Genomic DNA, 23593 nt, shown 5'->3' on the forward strand with positions numbered 1-23593 from the left:
GTCAGTGCGCAGAATTAACGAGCGTTCTGCTTGATGAAGTCATGAATGCTGGTGTCCTGCGCCATATCGGCGATGGTGTCAGTCAGCACGCTGTTTACCGCGTTAGCAATGTTCTGGTTGGATGCCTGGAACGCACCTTCAACAGAGTAGCTGGCGCGGTAATTTTTGGTCATCTTGTTGCCGTTTTTCGCGGTAGCAATGATGGCGATATCCGCTTTGGTCGCGATGTTGTAGCGCACGTTACCCTGGGAGACGTCAGCGTACAGGTTGTTCACGATGATTTGCAGATCAACCGCGCCGCTTGGCCCAATCATATAACCGCGAGAGGTCATCTGCTTCTCGAGCACTTCCTGCAGCAGGAAGCGCAGGTCGCGGGAGGCGGTCAGCGTAACCTGCTGGTTATCGCGGGTCACTTTTGCCAGCGCCTGGTCCTGACGCTGATCGGCACCGTTAATGCTCACGGTCACACCCATCAGGCTTGGATCCTGCTGAGGCAGGGTAATTTTTGGTGACACATCAATAGTCGTTGGCGGGGTTGCGCAGCCTGCCAGCATAAAAAGTGCTACCAACGGAAAGAAGAGTTTTTTTAACATTTTCAGGTTCTCAACGAATCGTAAGCATATAAAGAGAAAAATTGTCGCCATCATAACATCGCTAACGGCGAGGGGAAGTGGTCAACGCATGTAAATTCATCGCCTTGTCCGAAAACTGACCAGTTCACCGTTTTTCTCAATCCGTGTATGACAAAACGTATGAGCCTCACAGTGAACTTCATTCGTTTGAATGAGAAAATCAGACGAAAGCTAAATATTTGTTGTCAAGGTGTAATGGAAACGGTAAAAGCGGCTAACATTTAAAGGGATGGGTGACATCCTGGCGTTGTCGGAGGAGTAATTTCATGATGATACGTGAGCAGATAGAAGATAAATTAAGGGCAGCTTTTAACCCTGTGTTTCTCGAAGTTGTCGACGAAAGCTATCGTCATAACGTACCGGCGGGTTCTGAAAGCCACTTTAAAGTGGTTCTGGTCAGCGATCGTTTCCTGGGAGAGCGTTTCCTGAACCGACATCGCTTGATCTACAGTACCCTGACGGAAGAACTCTCCACAACCGTACATGCGCTGGCGCTGCATACCTACACCATTAAGGAATGGGAAGGCTTGCAGGATACGGTATTCGCATCACCGCCTTGTCGCGGCGCAGGCACCATAGCCTGATAAATCGGATTTGCAACGGTTGGAGCTTTTCCAGTATGTTGCTTGCAGATTTCCTCAAAACGGCCTCCGGGCCGTTTTGTTTTGTCTGAGTTTTGAGCGGATGGTGCGATTTTAAGGCTAAAAATAGCCTTAAAGTGTGAAAAAAGCCGCAGCAACATGCCCCAACCGTTCTCGACTCACCTAAGTGATGCCGCTATAATGCCGCGTCTTATTGATTGTCTTCGGGATGATTCTGGCGACAGGGAATGTGAATCTACACTAAGAGAGCATCCCGGTAAAACAGACAGATTCAGAGTTGACCGAGCACTGTGATTTTTTTGAGGTAACAAGATGCAAGTTTCAGTTGAAACCACTCAAGGCCTTGGCCGCCGTGTAACGATTACTATCGCTGCTGACAGCATCGAAACTGCTGTGAAAAGCGAGCTGGTCAACGTAGCAAAAAAAGTACGTATTGACGGCTTCCGCAAGGGCAAAGTACCAATGAATGTTGTTGCTCAGCGTTATGGCGCTTCCGTGCGTCAGGATGTGCTGGGTGAACTGATGAGCCGCAACTTTATTGATGCGATCATCAAAGAAAAAATCAATCCGGCCGGCGCGCCAAACTACGTTCCAGGCGAATACAAACTGGGCGAAGACTTCACCTACTCCGTAGAGTTCGAAGTGTACCCAGAAGTTGAGCTGAAAGGTCTGGAGTCTATCGAAGTTGAGAAACCTGTTGTTTCCGTGACTGACGAAGACGTTGACGGCATGCTGGACACCCTGCGCAAGCAGCAGGCGAACTGGAAAGAGAAAGAAGGCGCTGTTGACGCTGAAGACCGCGTTACCATCGACTTCACCGGTTCTGTAGACGGCGAAGAGTTCGAAGGCGGCAAAGCGTCTGACTTCGTACTGGCAATGGGCCAGGGTCGTATGATCCCAGGCTTCGAAGACGGTATCAAAGGCCACAAGGCTGGCGAAGAGTTCACTATCGACGTGACCTTCCCGGAAGAATACCACGCTGAAAACCTGAAAGGTAAAGCAGCGAATTTCGTCATCAACCTGAAGAAAGTGGAAGAGCGCGAACTGCCAGAACTGACGGAAGAATTCATCAAGCGTTTCGGCGTGGAAGATGGTTCTGTTGCTGGCCTGCGTACCGAAGTGCGTAAGAACATGGAGCGCGAGCTGAACGGCGCTGTGCGTAACCGTGTGAAATCTCAGGCGATTGACGGTCTGGTGAAAGCGAACGACATCGACGTTCCTGCTGCCCTGATCGACAGCGAAATCGACGTACTGCGCCGTCAGGCTGCACAGCGTTTCGGTGGCAACCAGCAGCAAGCGATGGAACTGCCACGCGAGCTGTTCGAAGAGCAAGCGAAACGCCGCGTTGTTGTTGGCCTGCTGCTGGGCGAAGTGATTCGTACCCACGAGCTGAAAGCTGACGAAGAGCGTGTGAAAGGCCTGATCGAAGAGATGGCTTCTGCATACGAAGATCCCTCAGAAGTGATCGAGTTCTACGGTAAGAACAAAGAGCTGATGGACAACATGCGCAACGTCGCACTGGAAGAGCAGGCTGTTGAAGCGGTACTGGCGAAAGCTAAAGTGTCCGAAAAAGCGACCTCTTTCAACGAACTGATGAACCAGCAGGCGTAATTTCGCCCCAACGGTTTAAAGTTTGAACAAAAACCCGTTGCCTTTTGGCGACGGGTTTTTTTTATCACACCAATAGCCCAGGAAGAGTGCTAAAACGCCCTTTCAGTGTTAGCGTAACAACAAAAGGTTGTTATGCTTGAAATAGGGCAATGTGAACCCCATAAGTATGGAATCACGATGAATGAGACTGGCTGATAATCCGTCCATAAGGTTACAATCAGTACAGCAGGTGTTTTCAATTTAGATCCAGGAGACGGAAATGTCATACAGTGGCGAACGAGATAACTTTGCACCCCATATGGCTCTGGTGCCAATGGTTATTGAACAGACCTCACGTGGTGAGCGTTCTTTTGATATCTATTCCCGTCTGCTCAAGGAACGCGTTATCTTTCTGACCGGCCAGGTGGAAGACCACATGGCTAACCTGATCGTGGCGCAGATGCTGTTTCTGGAAGCGGAAAACCCGGAAAAAGACATTTACCTGTACATTAACTCCCCTGGTGGCGTGATTACCGCAGGTATGTCCATTTATGACACCATGCAATTCATCAAGCCTGATGTAAGCACTATCTGTATGGGTCAGGCTGCATCTATGGGCGCGTTCCTGTTAACTGCAGGGGCGAAGGGTAAGCGTTTCTGCCTGCCTAATTCCCGCGTGATGATTCACCAGCCGCTGGGTGGTTACCAGGGCCAGGCGACGGATATCGAAATCCACGCCCGAGAAATTCTGAAAGTTAAAGCGCGCATGAATGAACTTATGGCGCAGCATACGGGTCAACCCCTCGAGCAGATCGAGCGCGATACCGAGCGCGATCGCTTCCTCTCTGCTCCAGAGGCAGTTGAGTACGGCTTAGTCGACTCCGTGTTAACCCATCGTAATTGATGCCCGCGACGCGAGTGTGCCGCTATACTAAAGTAGGGCGGCACGCTGCTTTAAGCAGCTTGCGTCTGAGATTGGCATTTGCGTCGTCATGTGCGGCACAAAGAACTTAAAAAGAGGTTTGGACTCATGACAGATAAACGCAAAGATGGTTCGGGCAAACTGCTGTACTGCTCTTTTTGCGGCAAAAGCCAGCATGAAGTGCGTAAACTGATTGCCGGGCCGTCCGTGTATATCTGCGATGAATGTGTCGATTTATGTAACGACATCATTCGCGAAGAGATTAAAGAAGTTGCGCCACACCGTGAGCGTAGCGCGTTGCCAACGCCGCATGAAATTCGTCATCACCTTGACGACTACGTCATCGGCCAGGAGCAGGCCAAGAAAGTGCTGGCAGTGGCGGTATACAACCACTACAAACGTCTGCGTAACGGCGATACCAGTAACGGTGTGGAACTGGGCAAAAGTAACATTCTGCTGATTGGCCCAACCGGCTCTGGTAAAACGCTGCTGGCCGAAACGCTGGCGCGTCTGCTGGATGTTCCGTTTACCATGGCTGATGCTACCACCCTGACTGAAGCCGGTTATGTGGGTGAAGACGTTGAAAATATCATCCAGAAACTGCTGCAGAAGTGCGACTACGACGTACAGAAAGCGCAGCGCGGGATTGTCTACATCGATGAGATTGACAAGATCTCCCGTAAGTCTGACAACCCGTCCATCACCCGTGACGTATCGGGCGAAGGCGTGCAGCAGGCGCTGTTGAAATTGATCGAAGGTACGGTTGCCGCCGTTCCACCGCAGGGCGGTCGTAAACATCCGCAGCAGGAGTTCCTGCAGGTTGATACCTCCAAAATCCTGTTTATCTGCGGCGGTGCGTTTGCAGGCCTTGATAAAGTGATCTCTCACCGTGTTGAAACCGGCTCCGGCATTGGTTTTGGCGCGACGGTGAAATCCACCTCCGAAAAACCAAACGAAGGTGAGCTGCTGTCACAGGTTGAGCCGGAAGATCTGATCAAATTTGGTCTGATCCCTGAGTTTATTGGTCGTCTGCCGGTTGTGGCAACGCTGAATGAACTGAGCGAAGACGCGCTGATCCAGATCCTGAAAGAGCCGAAAAACGCGCTGACCAAGCAGTATCAGGCGCTGTTCAATCTGGAAGGCGTTGAGCTGGAATTCCGTGACGAAGCGCTGGACGCGATCGCCAAGAAAGCAATGGTCCGTAAAACCGGCGCGCGTGGCCTGCGTTCTATCGTTGAAGCAGCACTGCTCGACACCATGTACGATCTGCCGTCCATGGAAGATGTCGAAAAAGTGGTTATCGACGAGTCCGTTATCGGCGGGCAGACCAAGCCGCTGCTGATTTACGGCAAACCGGAAGCTCAGCAGGCATCTGGCGAATAATTCACCAAATCATACAAGCAGTTATTCAAAAAGGGGGGATTTTATCTCCCCTTTACTTTTTCCGTATTCATGGCGTTGAATGTGTGGGAAACATCCCCATATACTGGTTACATGTTAATGGTTGTGTGAAGCACAGTGACATAACCAGTTTACCTGGCGGACACTAAACTAAGAGAGAGCTCTATGAATCCTGAGCGTTCTGAACGCATTGAAATCCCCGTATTGCCGTTGCGCGATGTGGTGGTTTATCCGCACATGGTCATACCCTTATTTGTAGGGCGGGAAAAATCTATCCGTTGCCTCGAAGCCGCCATGGATCATGATAAAAAAATCATGCTGGTGGCGCAGAAAGAAGCATCAACGGATGAGCCGGGTGTAAACGATCTTTTCACCGTCGGGACCGTGGCCTCTATTTTGCAGATGCTGAAGCTGCCTGACGGCACCGTAAAGGTGCTGGTAGAAGGCCTGCAGCGTGCGCGTATTACCACTTTGTCAGACGATGGCGAACATTTCTCTGCCAAGGCAGAGTACCTTGATTCGCCTGAGCTTGATGAGCGCGAGCAGGAAGTGCTGGTGCGCACCGCGATTAGCCAGTTTGAAGGCTATATCAAGCTGAACAAGAAAATCCCACCAGAAGTGCTAACGTCGCTGAACAGCATCGACGATCCTGCGCGTCTGGCGGATACCATCGCTGCACACATGCCGCTGAAGCTGGCTGACAAACAGTCCGCGCTGGAAATGTCCGACGTTAATGAACGTCTGGAATACCTGATGGCGATGATGGAATCTGAAATCGATCTGTTGCAGGTTGAGAAGCGTATTCGCAACCGCGTGAAAAAGCAGATGGAAAAATCTCAGCGTGAGTACTATCTGAATGAGCAAATGAAGGCCATTCAGAAAGAGCTGGGCGAGATGGACGACGCGCCGGACGAAAACGAAGCGCTGAAGCGTAAGATCGACGCGGCGAAGATGCCGAAAGAGGCGAAAGAGAAAGCGGAAGCCGAGCTGCAGAAGCTGAAAATGATGTCTCCAATGTCGGCTGAAGCGACCGTCGTGCGCGGCTACATTGAGTGGATGGTGCAGGTTCCGTGGAACGCCCGCAGCAAGGTCAAAAAAGATCTGCGTCAGGCGCAGGAGATCCTGGATACCGACCACTACGGCCTGGAGCGCGTGAAAGACCGCATTCTTGAGTACCTCGCGGTACAAAGCCGTGTGAACAAAATCAAAGGCCCAATCCTGTGTCTGGTAGGGCCGCCAGGGGTAGGTAAAACCTCTCTGGGTCAGTCCATCGCCAAAGCGACCGGACGTAAGTATATCCGCATGGCGCTGGGTGGCGTACGTGATGAAGCGGAAATCCGCGGTCACCGCCGTACCTACATCGGTTCAATGCCGGGTAAACTGATCCAGAAGATGGCGAAAGTGGGCGTTAAAAACCCGCTGTTCCTGCTCGATGAGATCGACAAAATGTCGTCAGACATGCGTGGCGATCCGGCGTCTGCGCTGCTGGAAGTGCTTGATCCAGAACAGAACGTGGCGTTCAGCGATCACTACCTGGAAGTGGACTACGATCTGAGCGATGTGATGTTCGTGGCGACGTCCAACTCCATGAACATTCCGGCCCCGCTGCTGGACCGTATGGAAGTGATCCGTCTCTCCGGCTATACCGAAGACGAAAAGCTGAACATTGCGAAACAGCACCTGTTGCCGAAGCAGATTGAGCGTAACGCGCTGAAAGCGAACGAGCTGACCGTTGAGGACAGCGCGATTGTTGGCATCATCCGCTACTACACCCGTGAAGCGGGCGTGCGTAGCCTTGAGCGTGAAATTTCTAAACTGTGCCGTAAGGCGGTGAAACAGCTGCTGCTGGATAAGAGCCTGAAACACATCGTGATTAACGGCGACAATCTGCACGCCTACCTGGGCGTACAGCGCTTTGATTACGGTCGCGCAGACAACGAAAACCGCGTTGGTCAGGTGACCGGTCTGGCATGGACGGAAGTGGGTGGCGATCTGCTGACCATCGAAACCGCCTGCGTACCGGGCAAAGGCAAGCTGACCTACACCGGCTCGCTGGGTGAAGTGATGCAGGAGTCCATTCAGGCAGCATTGACCGTGGTGCGCGCGCGCGCGGAAAAACTGGGCATCAACGCGGATTTCTACGAAAAACGCGACATTCACGTTCACGTTCCGGAAGGGGCGACGCCGAAAGATGGCCCAAGTGCGGGTATTGCTATGTGTACCGCACTGGTTTCCTGTCTGACAGGCAACCCGGTGCGTGCCGACGTGGCGATGACCGGTGAAATTACCCTACGTGGTCAGGTACTGCCAATCGGTGGATTGAAAGAAAAACTGCTGGCGGCACATCGTGGTGGGATCAAAACCGTATTGATTCCTTATGAAAATAAACGCGATCTGGAAGAGATTCCGGACAACGTGATTGCCGATCTGCAGATCCATCCGGTGAAACGCATTGAGGAAGTTCTTAGTCTCGCACTGCAGAATGAACCCTCCGGAATGCAGGTTGTAACCGCAAAATAGTGACCTCGCGCAAAGAGCGTCAATAAAAACAAGGCTGGTAAGTCATTTCGCACTTGCCAGCCTTTTTTTGTATAGCTAATTTAGATTGCTGATTGGGTTAGCCATCAACAACGGGTGTTGTAAGGTCATGGCAGGCCTGATATAACTGCTGCGCGGTCGCGCTGTGAAGGATTCAGGTGCGATATAAATTATAAAAGAGAGGAAGAGAACAGTGAATAAATCTCAACTGATTGACAAAATTGCTGCTGGTGCTGATATTTCTAAAGCTGCAGCTGGACGTGCGTTAGATGCATTAATTGCTTCTGTTACTGAATCTCTGCAGTCTGGGGACGACGTTGCGCTGGTAGGCTTCGGTACTTTTGCTGTTAAAGAGCGTGCTGCCCGTACTGGCCGCAACCCTCAAACCGGTAAAGAGATCACCATTGCTGCCGCTAAAGTGCCGGGTTTCCGTGCAGGTAAAGCGCTGAAAGACGCAGTAAACTGATTGCTTTCCCGCTTCAGGGAAGCCGAAAAGTACAAGGGCGCATCATTTGATGTGCCTTTTTTGTTTGTCCAGACCTGATTTGTGCGAGTTTATGCGAGTTGTGGGCTGACAATCGCCCCGTTTTCTTGTCACAATACGCCTTTACGCGCGACGGTAAGGATTTTCCGTCAGCGTCAGGTAACCAGTCACCTACAGCGGAGTGTTGTTACACCATGATGGACAGCTTACGCACGGCTGCTAACAGTCTCGTGCTCAAGATTATTTTCGGTATCATTATCGTGTCGTTCATTTTGACCGGCGTGAGCAGTTACCTTATCGGCGGTGGCGCGAACTATGCCGCAAAAGTGAACGGCCAGGAGATCAGCCGTGGGCAGTTCGAGAACGCTTTCGCCGGTGAACGTAACCGTATGCAGCAACAGCTGGGCGATCAATTCTCTGAACCGGCAGCGAACGAAGGCTATATGAAAACCTTGCGTCAGCAGACACTCAATCGCCTTATCGATGAAGCGTTGCTGGACCAGTATGCGAAGGGACTGGGTCTGGGCATTAGCGATGAGCAGGTCAAAAAAGCTATCTTCTCAACCCCGGCATTCCAGTCTAACGGCAAATTCGACAACGCCCGTTACAACAGCATCGTAAACCAGATGGGCATGACTGCCGATCAGTACGCGCAGGCGCTGCGTAACCAGCTGACCACTCAGCAGCTCATCAATGCCGTTGTAGGCACCGATTTCATGCTCAAAGGTGAAACCGACGAACTGGCTGCGCTGGTGGCTCAGCAGCGTGTTGTGCGTGAAGCGACAATCGATGTGAATGCGCTGGCGGCAAAGCAGCAGGTGAGCGACGCAGAAGTTAACGCTTACTACGAGCAGAACAAGAACACTTTCGTTGCGCCTGAGCAGTTCCGCGTGAGCTACATCAAACTGGATGCGGCTGCGCTGCAGGAAACCGCGTCTGACGCGGAAATCCAGTCTTACTACGACCAGCATCAGGATCAGTTCACTCAGCCGCAGCGTAATCGCTACAGCGTGATTCAGACTAAGACCGAGGCAGATGCCAAAGCCGTGCTGGACGAGCTGAACAAAGGCGCTGATTTCGCGACCGTCGCGAAAGCAAAATCCACCGACATTATCTCTGCGAAAAACGGCGGTGATATGGGCTGGCTGGAAGATGCGACCACGCCGGACGAGCTGAAAAATGCCGGTCTGAAAGAGAAAGGCCAGCTGTCAGGCGTCGTTAAGTCTTCCGTTGGTTTCCTGGTCGTGCGTCTGGACGACATCACCGCGGCAAAAACCAAGCCGCTGGCTGACGTTCGCGATGATATCGCGGCGCAAGTGAAACAGGAAAAAGCGCTGGATGCTTATTACGCACTGCAGCAGAACGTGAGCGATGCGGCGAGCAACGACAATGAATCTCTGGCAGGTGCAGAGCAGGCGGCAGGTGTCAAAGCGGTTGAAACAGGCTGGTTTGGACGCGACAACCTGCCGGAAGAGCTGAACTTCAAGCCGGTTTCTGACGCCATCTTCAACGGTGGTCTGGTGGGCGAGAACGGCACGCCGGGCAGCAACTCTGACATCATTACCGTTGACGGTGACCGTGCATTCGTTCTGCGTGTCAGTGAGCACAAAGCGGAAGCTGTTAAGCCGCTGGCGGAAGTGAAAGATCAGGTTGTTGCGCAGGTTAAGCACAACAAAGCTGAGCAGCAGGCAAAACTGGATGCTGAGAAGATCCTGGTTGACCTGAAAGCAGGTAAAGAGGACGCGCTGAAAGCCGCTGGCCTGAGCTTCGGTGAGGCGAAAACGCTGAGCCGTACCGGTCAGGACCCAATCAGCCAGGCCGCGTTTGGTCTGACGCTGCCAGCGAAGGATAAACCAAGCTTTGGCACCACAACCGATATGCAGGGTAACGTCGTTCTGCTGGCGCTGGATGAAGTGAAAGCGGGCACGCTGCCAGAAGCACAGAAGAAAGCGATGGTTCAGGGGATTACCCAGAACAATGCCCAGATTGCCTTCGAAGCCATGATGAGCAACCTGCGTAAAGAAGCAAAAATCAAGCTGGGTGATGTGATGACTCAGCAGCAGTAATTACGAGTCTGCTCGCAGATTTTCGTAACGCTCTGCAAAAACTAAAGGCCGCTTTCGCGGCCTTTTCCATTTCTGCAATCTGCTGTTTGTGCCCGTTTTACCCGGCGGCTATCGTGGCGTGGCTGTCAACAAACAAGGAGATAACAGCATGAAACGTGGAATCAAAGCACTGTTAATTACGCTGGCTATTGCCACCACCGGGATGAGTGCGGGTGCGCTGGCGGTGACGCCCGCCGCTAAACCACCGGCTACGCAGAGCAAGTCTGACGCGGCAGCGCCGGTGCAGGGGCAAACCAAAGCGACTGACGTCGGTAAAAATACCGATGATGACGGTACGCGGGTCAGCATCAATTCGGCCTCTGCGGAAGATCTCGCCCGCGTCATGAATGGCGTCGGCCTGAAAAAAGCGCAGGCTATCGTCAGCTACCGCGAAGAATATGGTCCTTTCAAAACGGTCGACGATCTCAAACAGGTACCGGGAATGGGGAGCGCGCTGGTTGAGCGCAACCTCTCACACCTGACGTTGTAATTACGCAATTTCTTGCACTGCGGCCAAATTTTGCCAGGATAAAGAGGTCATACCAGTTATGACCTCTCATCCTACAATAACAGTAAAGGCTATTGCGCTATGCAGACAAAAATCAAAGTACGCGGTTTCCATCTCGACGTTTACCAGCACGTGAACCACGCCCGCTATCTTGAGTTTCTTGAAGAGGCGCGCTGGGACGGGCTGGAAAACAGCGAAAGCTTTCAGTGGCTGACCGCGCACAACATCGCGTTCGTGGTCGTCAATATCAACATCAACTACCGCCGTCCGGCTGTGCTGGGGGATGTGCTGACCGTCACCAGTCAAGTTCAGCAACTAAACGGTAAAAGCGGTGTGTTGAGCCAGGTGGTGACGCTGGATCCTGAAGGGCAGGTAGTGGCTGATGCGCTGATCACCTTTGTCTGTATCGATCTGAAAACGCAGAAAGCGCTGCCGCTGGAAGGGGAGTTGCGAGAAAAGCTAGAACTGATGATCGTGTAAGACATGTTAAGGCGTACTCGTGCTGTCGATACCCGTTTTGCGACAGCACGAGGAATTAACCCTATTTAAGCCCGGTTTTTTTCTGCATCGCGGTCATCACGCCGACTTTATCGGCATGATAATGGTTCAGCCCATTCGCACGCAGATTACAGGCTGCGCATTGGCCACAACCGTCGCCTTTGATGCCGTTATAGCAGGTGAGCGTCTCGCTGCGAACCAGGTCCAGCTTGCCCCAGTAGTCGGCTAGCGCCCAGGTTTCGGCCTTATCCAGCCACATCAGCGGAGTTTCAAAGCGCGTCTCTTTTGCCATGCCAAGATTGACGGCGTGGTTGAGCGCTTTCACGAACTCATCACGACAGTCCGGGTAGCCGGAGAAATCAGTCTCGCACACGCCCGTGATCACCGCTTCGGCTTGCACCTGATAGGCGTAGATTGCGGTCAGCGTCAGGAACAGAATATTGCGGCCCGGCACAAAGGTATTCGGAATACCGCTGGCATCGGGTTCATAGTCAGGTACCGGGATACTGTCCCGGGTGAGGCTACTGACGGCCAGTTCGTTTAACAGCGTAACGTCCAGCACCTTATGCGCGCGTGCGCCCAGTTTCAAAGCCAGTTCACGGGCCACGTCGATTTCAGCGCGGTGGCGCTGACCATAATCGAACGTCACGCAGTGAACTTCATCGTACTGATGAAGAGCCTGAACCAGGCAGGTAGTGGAATCTTGTCCTCCGCTGAACACGACGACGGCACGTTTCATAAATCATCTCGACAGTTACGGTAAAAACAGTATGTTAACGCCTGACTTCAGCGCCGACCAGCTTCTTCACGATTTGGGGGCAGGAAGCCAGGCTTCGGTGAAATCAAACCAGCCACGGGTATTAAGCCGAATACCGTTAACGCCCGGTGGGGCGCTGATTTGATACTGGTAGTTAAATAGCGGTGTAATCACCGCATTTTCCATAAGCTGGCTAAAAATGGCTTTCAGGCCAGCATGCCGTGCCAGTTCGTCGGCCTGGGTCTGAACCGCATCCAGCGTGGCTTGTAGATGAGCAAACTGTGGCGCGCTTAACAGGTGCGGCCAAAGCGCATCACAGCGTAGCCACTGCTCAAGCGTATACTCTGGCGCTTCCCCAATCAGCCGGTCACCCATCATGATATCCGCCTCTGCCAGTCGCTGGCATCCGTCCCATGTTTTGGCATCGTGAAAAATGACCCTAAGCTCACAGCCTTGTTGGGCAAGGTACTGTTTCAGCTGGTTTGCCATGGTGTGGAGTTCAACCGGCAAATGATAAAGCAGCGTCAATGTTTCAGGCAGACGAACATCCGTTAAATCAGGCCACTGCGGTATATCCCAGCCGGGCAGGAGTTCTTCCGTTGGCGTGATTAAACCCTCATTCAACGGCAGCGTGTGCAGCAGCGTCGAGAGATGGATGATATTGATCAGCCGTTGTGCCTGCATTTTGTTCAGGCGTGGGCTGTTCTTCAGCGTGAGATAACAAAACCCCAGGCTGGTACTGCTGCTCACCAGCTGCAGGTTTTCCAGTTCATCAAGCTCGCCAATGGCAATTTGTACCGGATGACGACAGCTGGTGCCAAGCCCGTAGTCAAACAGCGTCGGCGTGATCCAGTATTCAATTGCTTTCAGCAGCGGGTGGCTAAGATGGTACTGCTCGTGGCTTTCCAGACGAACCAATTCAGGATCGAACACGCTCAGTTTGAAAGGACCGCTGCCCGTCATGGGCTGGTCGGGATGGGCGAGGCGACTGCAGTATGTCGCCAGGCGGTGCGCAAGCCAGTGATCCGGCTGATGGAGGGTAAATGTCAGACACTGTGGGTGGGTGACGTCAATGCGTAATACGCTCTGAAACAGCTTACGCAGGGCTGGCAGCACCAGCAGCGCCGTCAGGCTTCGCTGAAGCTGTGCCGTCTCGATTTTATCGCCGTTATGCCAGTGCAGGGTGGAACGGATGTAAAAGTGCCACCGCAGGCCGTCCGCCGAGACCTCCCAGTGGTGCGCCAGATCCCCCGTCGGTTCGCTGCCGCTGCCGTGAAAGCGCGTCAGCCCGGAGAAAACATGCCCGGCCAGATGTTGCTCCGCCCGACCGGGCAAAAATCCGGGATGAAGGGGATCCAGCGAGCGGTAGTAGGGGATACGCAGCGTCGGCGTATCGTTTTGCCAGTGGCCGCCCAGAAATGGATGCAGCAGCGCACGTAAATCCTCAGGCGCAAGCTGTGCCAGTTCGAGGGCGTTATGTTGCTGCCCGCTTTTCAGCGCCTCTTCCATCATCACATTGCGCAGCGATTCCGGGGTGACGTGAAACGTCAGCTCACCCCGCTTTCCGCGACCAGACTGCGCTCGCCAGCTGAGCCACCCTGCCTCCTGAGCCTGACGCAGCAGCGTTCGGACATGCCGCTCGCTACAAAAACAGCGGGCGGCCAACTCGCTGATAGTGACCTGTTGTATTGCACCCTCGGAAGGTTGCCACAGTCGCTGATACTGATTAAGACGATTAAGCTGGCGCATAAGAAACCCGGAACAATAATTATCATCTATTCACTATTACTTCCGTATATCTCACACGATACTGATACACAAGTTAATCGCATCACATTTCAGGAGTAATCATGGCCCGGCTCGCTGCATTTGATATGGACGGCACGCTGTTAATGCCGGATCACCGTCTGGGGGAGAAAACCCTGAGTACCCTGAAGCGCCTGCGCGAGCGTGATGTCACCCTGACGTTTGCCACCGGTCGTCATGTGCTGGAAATGCGCCATTTGCTGGGCGCGTTTTCCCTCGACGCCTTTCTGATCACCGGCAACGGGACGCGAATTCACTCTGTGGAAGGCGATGTGCTGCACCGACAGGATCTCAACCCTGAAGTGGCGGATATCGTGCTGCACAGCACCTGGGATACGCAGGCCAGCATCCACGTCTTTAACGATGGGGGCTGGTTTACCGGCAGCGAAATCCCGGAATTATTGCACGCGCATGTTTACAGCGGCTTTAAATATCAGCTGATCGATCTGCGACGGATCCCCGCCCATGCGGTCACCAAGATCTGCTTTTGCGGCGATCATGACGATCTCTGTCGCTTACGGATTCAGCTGAATGAGGCGCTGGGCGACCGGGCACACCTGACCTTCTCGGCGGTGGATTGTCTGGAAGTGCTGCCGGTGGGCTGTAACAAAGGTTCAGCCCTGGCGGTTCTGAGCGACCACCTGGGCTTAACGATGCAGGATTGTATGGCGTTTGGCGACGCCATGAACGACCGCGAGATGCTGGGCAGCGTCGGTCGCGGTCTGATTATGGGGAACGCGATGGCGCAGCTAAAAGCGGAACTTCCCCATCTGCCGGTTATCGGACACTGCGGCAATGAAGCGGTGTCCCATTTTTTGACGCATTGGCTGGACAACAACAACCTCCCGTATTCCCCCGAATAGTGAGACCCTTCCAGCAAGCCAGACTTCGGTCTGGCTTTTTTTATTTCACCAGCTCTGCAATCTGCGCTTTCCACGGGGCGATATCGCCGATGTTGGCCTGCACCCACTCCGCGTTGTAGTAGGTCTCGAGATAACGCTCGCCGCTGTCGCAGAGCAGCGTGACGATGGAGCCGGTGCGGCCCTCTTCGCGCATGCGTGCGGCAAGCTGCAGTGCGCCCCACATGTTAGTGCCCGTTGAGGCGCCCACTTTGCGGCCAAGCTGCGTCTCCAGCCAGTGCGCCGTTGCCACGCTTGCGGCATCCGGCACGCGCATCATCTCATCCACGACGTCGGGAATGAAAGAGGGCTCCACGCGCGGGCGACCAATCCCTTCAATTTTACTGCCTACCGGGCTACGCAGTTCCGCGTTACGGTTTTGCCAGTAGTCGAGGAACACGGAGTTCTGGGGGTCAACCACCATCAGCTGGGTATCGTAGCCCTGACAGCGGATGTAGCGGCCGATAGTGGCAGACGTTCCGCCCGTACCGGCGCTCATTACAATGTATGACGGAACCGGGTGCGGCTCGTGGGTCATCTGGCGGAAAATACTGTCGGCAATGTTGTTATTGCCGCGCCAGTCGGTGGCTCGCTCGGCGAAGGTGAACTGGTCCATATAGTGGCCGTTCAGCTCGCGCGCCAGCATTTCAGAGGCGGCGTAGATTTCGCAGGCGCTTTCCACAAAGTGGCAGCGCCCGCCGTAAAATTCGATCTGTTCGATTTTGCGTCTGGCAGTGCAGGAAGGCATCACCGCGATAAACGGCAGGCCCAGCAGGCGAGCAAAATAGGCTTCAGACACCGCCGTTGAACCGGATGAGGATTCAATGATAGTGGTGCCTTCTTTAATCCAGCCGTTACATAAACTGTATAAGAACAGGGAACGTGCCAGACGATGCTTCAGGCTACCGGTAGGATGAGTGCTTTCGTCTTTCAGATAGAGCTGAATGCCGTTAAATCCCGGCAGGGAAAGGCGAATCAGGTGCGTATCCGCCGAGCGCTGATAGTCGGCATTGATTTCGCTGATCGCATGTTTAACCCAGGTGCTATTCATCGTAGTTATCCGTTTGTCATTTTGTGCCTAGCATAGCGAATAGCACAGAAAAAATTGTTGCTATCTGGCCTTTAAAATAGAATGTAGGGAGAAAAATTTTCTCTGGGAGGTGGGTATGCTAGATAAAATTGACCGCAAGCTGCTTTCATTGTTGCAAACGGACTGCACCCTCTCTTTGCAGGCGTTAGCAGATGCCGTTAATCTGACCACCACACCGTGCTGGAAACGCCTCAAGAAGCTGGAAGATGACGGCGTGCTGCTGGGCCGTGTGGCGTTATTAGATCCCGAAAAACTGGGGCTTGGACTGACGGCCTTTGTCCTGATAAAAACGCAGCACCACAGCAGCGAATGGTATTGCCGCTTTGTCACTCAGGTTTCTGAGATGCCCGAGGTGCTCGGCTTCTGGCGAATGGCGGGAGAATACGATTACCTGATGCGCGTCCAGGTGGCCGACATGAAGCGCTATGATGATTTCTACAAGAGGCTGGTCAACAGCGTACCGGGCTTGTCGGATGTCACCTCAAGCTTCGCGATGGAACAGATAAAATACACCACAGCATTACCCATTGAATAACTTCGAAAAATACCTTCAGGAACAAACCGCGTGCGATTATTTGCCCAATTAAGCTGGTACTTTCGTCGGGAGTGGCAACGCTACCTCGGCGCGGTATGCCTGCTTATTATCATTGCTATCCTGCAGCTGATCCCGCCGAAAGTGGTGGGGTACGTCGTGGATGGCGTCACCGAACAGCATTACACCACCGCACGGGTGTTGATGTGGGTCGGCACGCTGGCGCTGACCGCGGTGATTGTATACCTGCTGCGCTACGTCTGGCGCGTGCTCTTATTCGGTGCGTCCTATCAGCTGGCCGTTGAGCTGCGTGAAGATTTTTACCGCCAGCTGAGCCGCCAGCATCCTGAATTTTATCTGCGCCACCGGACCGGTGACCTCATTGCCCGCGCCACCAACGACGTGGACCGCGTGGTCTTTGCCGCCGGGGAAGGGGTGCTGACGCTGGTGGATTCACTGGTCATGGGCTGCGCGGTGTTGATTGTGATGTCGACCCAGATTAGCTGGCAACTGACCCTGCTGGCGCTGCTGCCAATGCCGCTGATGGCGCTGGCGATCAACCGCTACGGTGAAAAGCTCCACGAGCGTTTCAAGCTGGCGCAGGCGGCGTTTTCATCGCTCAACGATCGCACCCAGGAGAGTATGACCAGCATCCGCATGATCAAAGCCTTCGGCCTGGAAGACAGGCAGTCCGCACTGTTTGCCGCCGATGCGGCGGATACCGGCGCGAAAAACATGCGCGTGGCGCGTATTGACGCCCGGTTTGACCCGACGATCTATATCGCCATCGGCATGGCGAATATGCTGGCGATTGGCGGCGGGAGCTGGATGGTGGTGCAGGGGTCCATGACCCTCGGTCAGTTGACCAGCTTTGCCATGTATTTGGGGCTGATGATCTGGCCGATGCTGGCGCTGGCGTGGATGTTTAACATCGTTGAGCGCGGCAGCGCCGCGTACAGCCGTATTCGCGCGATGCTGGCGGAAGCGCCGGTGGTGAAGGACGGCAGCGAAGCCGTTCCCGATGGGCGCGGGACCGTGAAAGCCGATATTCAGTCGTTTAGCTATCCGCAAACGACGCATCCGGTGCTCGAAAACGTGAACTTCACGCTGCAGCCCGGACAGATGCTGGGAATTTGCGGCCCAACGGGAGCCGGAAAAAGCACCGTTCTCTCTCTGCTGCAGCGCCACTTCGACGTGACGCAGGGCGATATTCGTTTTCATGACATTCCCTTGTCGAACCTGCTGCTGGACGGCTGGCGTAGCCGCCTGGCGGTGGTGAGCCAGACGCCGTTTTTATTCTCCGATACCATCGCGAACAATATCGCCCTCGGTCATCCTTCGGCAACACAGGACGAGATTGAACATGTGGCGCGCTTAGCCAGCGTTCATGACGATATTTTGCGTCTGCCGCAGGGCTATGAAACGGAAGTCGGCGAGCGTGGGGTGATGCTCTCCGGCGGACAAAAGCAGCGAATTTCGATCGCGCGTGCGCTGCTGCTGAATGCTGAAATCCTGATCCTGGACGATGCGCTTTCCGCTGTTGATGGCCGTACTGAGCATCAGATCCTGCACAATCTTCGTCAGTGGGGAGAAGGACGCACGGTGATCATCAGCGCCCACCGCCTGTCGGCGCTGACGGAAGCCAGTGAAATTCTGGTGTTGCAGCATGGGCATATCGCCCAGCGCGGGCAGCACGAGCAGCTGGCGGAACAGCCGGGCTGGTATCGCGACATGTATCGTTATCAGCAGCTGGAAGCGGCGCTGGATGAGGAGGCGACCCATGCGTAAGCTCGGAACAATGTGGCCGACGCTCAAACGCCTTCTGGCCTACGGTTCGCCATGGCGTAAACCGCTTTCGGTTGCCGTGCTTCTGCTGTGGATTGCGGCGATTGCCGAAGTCAGCGGCCCCCTGCTTATCAGCTATTTCATCGACAATATGGTGGCGAAAAGCTATCTGCCGTGGGGGCTGGTCGCAGGCTTAGGCGTGGCCTACGTTGGGCTACAGTTAACGGCGGCAGGGCTGCACTATGCCCAGTCGCTGCTCTTTAACCGGGCAGCCGTGGGCGTGGTGCAGCAGCTGCGTACGGATGTCATGGATGCCGCGCTGCGCCAGCCGCTGAGCGAGTTTGACACCCAGCCGGTCGGGCAGGTGATATCGCGCGTGACCAACGATACTGAAGTGATCCGCGATCTCTACGTCACCGTAGTGGCAACCGTGTTGCGCAGCGCCGCGCTGATCGGTGCGATGCTGGTCGCCATGTTCAGCCTCGACTGGCGTATGGCGCTGGTGGCGATCACTATCTTCCCGGCGGTGCTGATCGTGATGGTGATCTACCAGCGCTACAGCACGCCAATTGTTCGCAGGGTGCGCGCTTACCTGGCCGACATCAATGATGGCTTCAATGAAGTGATCAACGGCATGAGCGTCATCCAGCAGTTCCGCCAGCAGGCGCGCTTTGGCGAGCGCATGGGCGAAGCCAGCCGTTCGCACTATATGGCGCGTATGCAGACGTTACGTCTGGACGGCTTCCTGCTGCGTCCATTGCTTAGCCTGTTCTCGGCGCTGGTCCTCTGTGGCCTGCTGATGCTGTTTGGGCTGACAACGCGTGGAACCATTGAGGTTGGGGTGCTATATGCCTTCATCAGCTATCTGGGGCGCCTTAACGAACCCCTGATTGAGCTCACTACCCAGCAATCGATGCTGCAACAGGCGGTGGTCGCCGGTGAACGCGTGTTCGAGCTAATGGACAGACCGCGTCAGACCTATGGCGATGATGAACGTCCTCTGCAAAGCGGTTCGATTACCTTTGATAAGGTCTCGTTTGCTTACCGCGATGACCAGCTTGTCTTACAGGACATTAATCTTGAGGTACCGTCGCGCGGCTTCGTGGCGCTGGTGGGGCATACCGGCAGCGGCAAGAGTCCGCTCGCCAGTCTGTTAATGGGCTACTATCCGTTAACGCAAGGTGAGATCCGCCTCGATGGACGCCCGCTTGCATCACTCAGCCACAATGTGCTGCGTAAGGGCGTCGCCATGGTGCAACAGGACCCGGTCGTACTGGCCGATACCTTCTACGCTAACGTCACGCTGGGTCGGCCTTTTACCCAGGAACAGGTCTGGGAGGTGCTGGAGAAAGTGCAGCTGGCCGATCTGGCGCGCGGGTTCAGTGAGGGTATCAATACGAAACTAGGCGAGCAGGGGAATAACCTCTCCGTAGGGCAGAAACAGCTGCTGGCCCTGGCGCGCGTGCTGATTGAAACGCCGCAGGTGCTGATTCTCGATGAAGCGACGGCCAGCATTGACTCCGGTACCGAGCAGGCCATCCAGCAGGCGCTGGCCGCTGTTCGGGATCACACCACGCTGGTGGTCATCGCGCATCGCCTCTCAACCATTGTCGATGCCGATACCATCCTGGTGCTGCATCGTGGACAGGCCGTTGAACGAGGTACGCACAGACAACTGCTGGAAGAGAAAGGACGCTACTGGCAGATGTACCAGCTGCAGCTGGCAGGTGAAGAGCTGGCAGCCAGCGCGCGCGAAGAAGAGTCGCTGAGCGCCTGACGCACCAAAAACAGGCAAGCTGCTAACAGTCATTCCTGTTGGTGCAAAACTGAAACGCACTGTGCACTGCCATGGTGCGTTTTTTTTCACCCGTTCGGTATTGAACCCCATTCCTGGCTCATCGCCCGCCGTTTTCTCGCTGTTTTCAATTCTGGCACACCCCTTGCAATGTCCCTTACGTGTTAGCTGCGGCCATTACCGAATTCTGACTGGAGGGGATTTATGAAGCTGGTTACGGTTGTAATCAAACCATTCAAACTCGAAGACGTACGTGAAGCGTTGTCTTCAATGGGTATTCAGGGACTGACTGTCACCGAAGTGAAAGGCTTTGGTCGTCAGAAGGGTCATGCCGAGCTTTATCGCGGTGCGGAATACAGCGTGAATTTCCTGCCAAAAGTAAAAATCGATGTCGCGATTGCGGATGACCAGCTTGATGAGGTCATTGATGTCATCAGCAAAGCGGCCTACACCGGCAAAATTGGCGACGGCAAAATTTTCGTTGCCGAACTGCAGCGCGTCATTCGCATTCGTACCGGCGACTCTGACGAAGCGGCTCTGTAAGTAACTCCTGGCACACAGTGATAGGGATCGAGAAAATGAAGATAGCAACACTCAAAACGGCTCTGGGGTCGCTGGCACTGCTGCCGGGCCTGGCTCTGGCTGCGCCTGCCGTGGCAGACAAAGCCGATAACGCCTTTATGATGATTAGCACCGCGCTGGTGCTGTTCATGTCAATTCCGGGCATTGCGCTGTTCTACGGCGGCCTGATCCGCGGCAAGAACGTGCTCTCCATGCTGACGCAAGTTGCGGTAACGTTCGCGCTGGTCTGCGTGCTGTGGGTCGTTTACGGATACTCGCTGGCGTTCGGCACGGGCAATGCGTTCTTTGGTAACTTCGACTGGGTGATGCTGAAAAATATCGAGCTGACCGCGCTGATGGGCAGCTTCTATCAGTACATCCACGTTGCTTTCCAGGGATCGTTTGCCTGCATCACCGTCGGGCTGATTGTGGGTGCGCTTGCTGAGCGTATTCGTTTCTCTGCCGTCCTGATCTTCGTGGTGGTCTGGCTGACGCTCTCCTATGTGCCTATCGCGCATATGGTATGGGGCGGCGGTCTGCTGGCGAGCCATGGTGCGCTGGACTTTGCGGGCGGCACCGTTGTACACATCAACGCCGCAGTCGCGGGCCTGGTGGGTGCCTACCTGATTGGCAAACGTGTGGGCTTCGGGAAAGAAGCGTTCAAGCCGCACAACCTGCCGATGGTGTTTACCGGTACGGCGATTCTCTACTTTGGCTGGTTTGGCTTCAACGCAGGCTCTGCAAGTGCCGCTAACGAAATCGCCGCGCTGGCCTTCGTGAACACCGTTGTCGCAACGGCGGGTGCAATCCTCTCCTGGGTCTTTGGCGAGTGGGCCGTTCGCGGTAAACCGTCTCTGCTGGGTGCCTGTTCGGGTGCTATTGCCGGTCTGGTCGGTATCACACCAGCCTGTGGTTACGTGGGTGTAGGTGGTGCGCTGCTGGTGGGGTTGGTTGCAGGCCTTGCGGGTCTGTGGGGCGTTACCGCTCTGAAACGTGTTCTGCGCGTTGACGACCCTTGCGATGTATTTGGCGTCCACGGCGTCTGCGGCATTGTCGGCTGTATCATGACCGGGATCTTTGCAGCTAAATCACTGGGCGGCGTGGGTTATGCGGAAGGCGTCACCATGGTTCCCCAGGTGCTGGTGCAGTTGGAAAGTATTGCCATCACCGTTGTGTGGTCTGCTGTCGTGGCCTTTATTGGCTATAAGCTGGCGGACATGACTGTCGGCCTTCGCGTACCGGAAGAGCAGGAACGCGAGGGTCTGGACGTCAACAGCCACGGCGAGAATGCGTATAACGCGTAATAAACAGCAAAACGGCAACTTCGGTTGCCGTTTTTAGTATGTATTCCCTCTCCCTATGGGAGAGGGGCAGGGTGAGGGCCATCAGGCCGCATAAGGTTAAAGCAAAAACGGCAACTTCGGTTGCCGTTTTTAGTATGTATTCCCTCTCCCCGTGGGAGAGGGGCAGGGTGAGGGCATCAGGCCGCACAACATCACCCTCGGTTACGCATCACCCCTTCCTGCACCGTCGAGGCGACCAGCACGCCATCCTGCGTATAAAACTCCCCGCGGACAAACCCGCGCGCGCTTGATGCCGACGTACTTTCCACGCTGTAGAGCAACCACTCATTCATGTTGAATGGACGGTGGAACCACATCGAGTGGTCGATGGTGGCGACCTGCATCCCCTTTTCCAGGAACCCCACGCCGTGCGGCTGCAGCGCCACAGGCAGGAAGTTAAAGTCAGACGCATAGCCCAGCAGGTACTGATGAACGCGGAGATCTTCCGGCACTGTACCGTTGGCACGCATCCAGACCTGAAGTTTCGGTTCTGCAGTGTGGCCTTTCATCGGGTTATGGAATTCAACGGGGCGGATCTCAAGCGGCTTATCGCAGAGGAACTTCTCCTTTACCTGTGGCGGAAGCAGATGCGCCAGCGCGCGGGCGATATCGGTTTCCGATTTGAGATCGTCAGGCGAAGGGGCTGGCGGCATCACTTTTTGATGCTCATAGCCCGGTTCAGGCGCCTGGAAAGAGGCGGTCATGTAAAAGATCGGTTTGCCATGTTGAATGGCTGCCACGCGGCGAGCACTAAAACTGTTGCCATCTCTCAGCACTTCAACGTCATAGACAATGGGTTTTGCGCTATCGCCAGGGCGCAGGAAGTAACTGTGAAAGGAGTGCACCAGACGGTCAGTCGGGACGGTTTCCTTGGCTGCATACAGCGCTTGTCCCACGACCTGCCCACCGAAGACCTGGCGTAAACCCAAATCTTCGCTCTGTCCGCGAAAGAGTCCTTCCTCAATTTTTTCCAGATTCAGTAATGTCAGCAGATTGTTCAGTGCCTGACTCATAGTCGTCCTCAATAAACGCCGTGGCGAAAGATACGCAGAGTATAACGCAGAAATGAAAGTGGTCCGATGGGTAGATTAGTCTGAATATCGGGGAGAATTCAGGCGTTAATCATTGATTTGTGCCACACTTGAATACGTCATGTGAATGAAACGACATCGGATGGGATCGATCCCGCTGGTGCATTGATGATAAGGAGACTTCAATGAAACTCGTGCCTATGCTAAGTGGTATAGCTATTGCGGTGGCGTTGTCCGCCTGTGCAGGTAAGAGCGCTCAGGTGCCGGTGCCCGCAGCTGACCCGAACGGGATTAATACACTTTCACAGCAATCAATTCAGCAGCCAAATGTATCCGGTACAATCTGGATCAAGCAAAGAGTGGCTCTGCCGCCGGATGCGGTATTAACGGTAACGCTGTCTGATGCTTCACTGGCTGATGCACCGTCGAAAGTGCTGGCGCAGCGTGCGGTTCGCACCGAGGGTAAACAGGCGCCATTTAGCTTCGTACTGCCTTACAATCCAGCAGATGTGCAGCCAAATGCGCGTATCCTGCTGAGTGCGGCGGTAACGATCAACGATAAACTGGTCTTTATTACCGACACGGTGCACGAAGCGATTAACAACGGTGGAACAAAAGTTGACCTGAATCTGGTCCCGGTGCAGCAAACGGAAGTTCCGCTTGCGCCTCAGACTAACCAGCCGGCCGTCGCAACCCCGCCTACGCAGCTGTAAT

General features: G+C 54.5%; 21 protein-coding genes. 16 read left to right on the forward strand and 5 right to left on the reverse strand.

Annotated elements, in window-relative coordinates:
* Nucleotides 1-14: 14 nt before the first annotated feature.
* Nucleotides 15-593: a lipoprotein gene (locus ENTMO_RS0105915; protein WP_010428101.1), complete on the reverse strand. Its 579-nt coding sequence runs from the start codon at nucleotides 591-593 to the stop codon at nucleotides 15-17.
* A 305-nt stretch (nucleotides 594-898) separates the two neighbouring features.
* On the opposite strand from ENTMO_RS0105915, the gene bolA reads away from it, so the two are divergent.
* From bolA to ENTMO_RS0105960, 9 genes are all read left to right on the forward strand, one after another.
* Entirely contained in the window at nucleotides 899-1216 is a 318-nt protein-coding gene (gene bolA, locus ENTMO_RS0105920; protein WP_010428102.1) for a transcriptional regulator BolA, read from the forward strand.
* A gap of 330 nt (nucleotides 1217-1546) precedes the next feature.
* Complete coding sequence (gene tig / locus ENTMO_RS0105925) at nucleotides 1547-2845, forward strand: trigger factor (RefSeq protein ID WP_010428103.1); 1299 nt, start codon at nucleotides 1547-1549, stop codon at nucleotides 2843-2845.
* Nucleotides 2846-3104: 259 nt separating this feature from the next.
* Nucleotides 3105-3728: an ATP-dependent Clp endopeptidase proteolytic subunit ClpP gene (clpP, locus tag ENTMO_RS0105930; protein WP_010428105.1), complete on the forward strand. Its 624-nt coding sequence runs from the start codon at nucleotides 3105-3107 to the stop codon at nucleotides 3726-3728.
* 126 nt (nucleotides 3729-3854) lie between these two features.
* Entirely contained in the window at nucleotides 3855-5129 is a 1275-nt protein-coding gene (gene clpX, locus ENTMO_RS0105935) for an ATP-dependent protease ATP-binding subunit ClpX (RefSeq protein ID WP_010428107.1), read from the forward strand.
* Nucleotides 5130-5312: 183 nt separating this feature from the next.
* Nucleotides 5313-7667, forward strand: a complete 2355-nt coding sequence (lon, locus tag ENTMO_RS0105940) for an endopeptidase La (RefSeq protein ID WP_010428109.1) — start codon at nucleotides 5313-5315, stop codon at nucleotides 7665-7667.
* Between the two features lie 211 nt (nucleotides 7668-7878).
* Nucleotides 7879-8151, forward strand: coding sequence for a nucleoid-associated protein HU-beta (hupB, locus tag ENTMO_RS0105945; protein ID WP_010428111.1), 273 nt, complete (start codon nucleotides 7879-7881; stop codon nucleotides 8149-8151).
* Between the two features lie 212 nt (nucleotides 8152-8363).
* Nucleotides 8364-10235 carry a peptidylprolyl isomerase gene (gene ppiD, locus ENTMO_RS0105950; RefSeq protein ID WP_010428113.1) on the forward strand — a complete coding sequence of 624 codons (1872 nt, stop codon included), beginning with the start codon at nucleotides 8364-8366 and terminating at the stop codon, nucleotides 10233-10235.
* Between the two features lie 148 nt (nucleotides 10236-10383).
* Nucleotides 10384-10764, forward strand: coding sequence for a helix-hairpin-helix domain-containing protein (locus tag ENTMO_RS0105955; protein ID WP_010428115.1), 381 nt, complete (start codon nucleotides 10384-10386; stop codon nucleotides 10762-10764).
* Between the two features lie 99 nt (nucleotides 10765-10863).
* A complete protein-coding gene (locus ENTMO_RS0105960; protein ID WP_010428117.1) occupies nucleotides 10864-11262 on the forward strand; it encodes a YbgC/FadM family acyl-CoA thioesterase in 399 nt (132 codons plus the stop codon).
* A gap of 61 nt (nucleotides 11263-11323) precedes the next feature.
* Here ENTMO_RS0105960 and queC read toward each other — a convergent pair whose 3' ends face one another.
* Together queC and ENTMO_RS0105970 are read right to left on the reverse strand one after the other, a co-directional pair.
* Nucleotides 11324-12019, reverse strand: a complete 696-nt coding sequence (queC, locus tag ENTMO_RS0105965; protein ID WP_010428119.1) for a 7-cyano-7-deazaguanine synthase QueC — start codon at nucleotides 12017-12019, stop codon at nucleotides 11324-11326.
* Nucleotides 12020-12085: 66 nt separating this feature from the next.
* Nucleotides 12086-13786, reverse strand: coding sequence for an SgrR family transcriptional regulator (locus tag ENTMO_RS0105970; protein ID WP_010428122.1), 1701 nt, complete (start codon nucleotides 13784-13786; stop codon nucleotides 12086-12088).
* 101 nt (nucleotides 13787-13887) lie between these two features.
* Between ENTMO_RS0105970 and cof the strand changes: the two genes are divergently transcribed.
* Complete coding sequence (gene cof / locus ENTMO_RS0105975; protein ID WP_010428126.1) at nucleotides 13888-14706, forward strand: HMP-PP phosphatase; 819 nt, start codon at nucleotides 13888-13890, stop codon at nucleotides 14704-14706.
* A 40-nt stretch (nucleotides 14707-14746) separates the two neighbouring features.
* Here the strand turns inward: cof and ENTMO_RS0105980 are convergent, their stop codons facing one another.
* Nucleotides 14747-15793, reverse strand: a complete 1047-nt coding sequence (locus tag ENTMO_RS0105980) for a PLP-dependent cysteine synthase family protein (RefSeq protein WP_010428128.1) — start codon at nucleotides 15791-15793, stop codon at nucleotides 14747-14749.
* 115 nt (nucleotides 15794-15908) lie between these two features.
* Between ENTMO_RS0105980 and ENTMO_RS0105985 the strand changes: the two genes are divergently transcribed.
* From ENTMO_RS0105985 to amtB, 5 genes are all read left to right on the forward strand, one after another.
* Nucleotides 15909-16367, forward strand: a complete 459-nt coding sequence (locus ENTMO_RS0105985; protein ID WP_010428130.1) for an Lrp/AsnC family transcriptional regulator — start codon at nucleotides 15909-15911, stop codon at nucleotides 16365-16367.
* Nucleotides 16368-16397: 30 nt separating this feature from the next.
* Entirely contained in the window at nucleotides 16398-18152 is a 1755-nt protein-coding gene (locus ENTMO_RS0105990) for a SmdA family multidrug ABC transporter permease/ATP-binding protein (protein ID WP_010428132.1), read from the forward strand.
* On the forward strand, nucleotides 18145-19926 hold the full coding sequence (locus ENTMO_RS0105995) for a SmdB family multidrug efflux ABC transporter permease/ATP-binding protein (RefSeq protein ID WP_010428134.1): 1782 nt from the start codon (nucleotides 18145-18147) through the stop codon (nucleotides 19924-19926). Before ENTMO_RS0105990 ends, ENTMO_RS0105995 begins: the two co-directional genes overlap by 8 nt.
* A gap of 222 nt (nucleotides 19927-20148) precedes the next feature.
* Nucleotides 20149-20487 (forward strand): P-II family nitrogen regulator, encoded by a 339-nt coding sequence (gene glnK, locus ENTMO_RS0106000; protein ID WP_010428135.1) that lies wholly within the window; start codon nucleotides 20149-20151, stop codon nucleotides 20485-20487.
* 35 nt (nucleotides 20488-20522) lie between these two features.
* Nucleotides 20523-21809 carry an ammonium transporter AmtB gene (gene amtB, locus ENTMO_RS0106005; protein WP_010428137.1) on the forward strand — a complete coding sequence of 429 codons (1287 nt, stop codon included), beginning with the start codon at nucleotides 20523-20525 and terminating at the stop codon, nucleotides 21807-21809.
* Nucleotides 21810-22000: 191 nt separating this feature from the next.
* On the opposite strand, the gene tesB is transcribed toward amtB, so the two are convergent.
* Entirely contained in the window at nucleotides 22001-22861 is an 861-nt protein-coding gene (gene tesB / locus ENTMO_RS0106010) for an acyl-CoA thioesterase II (RefSeq protein ID WP_010428139.1), read from the reverse strand.
* Between the two features lie 203 nt (nucleotides 22862-23064).
* On the opposite strand from tesB, the gene ENTMO_RS0106015 reads away from it, so the two are divergent.
* Complete coding sequence (locus ENTMO_RS0106015) at nucleotides 23065-23592, forward strand: YbaY family lipoprotein (RefSeq protein ID WP_010428141.1); 528 nt, start codon at nucleotides 23065-23067, stop codon at nucleotides 23590-23592.
* Nucleotide 23593: the final 1 nt, after the last annotated feature.

Origin of the sequence: Enterobacter mori LMG 25706, assembly GCF_000211415.1 — a bacterium.
Lineage (GTDB): Bacteria > Pseudomonadota > Gammaproteobacteria > Enterobacterales > Enterobacteriaceae > Enterobacter > Enterobacter mori.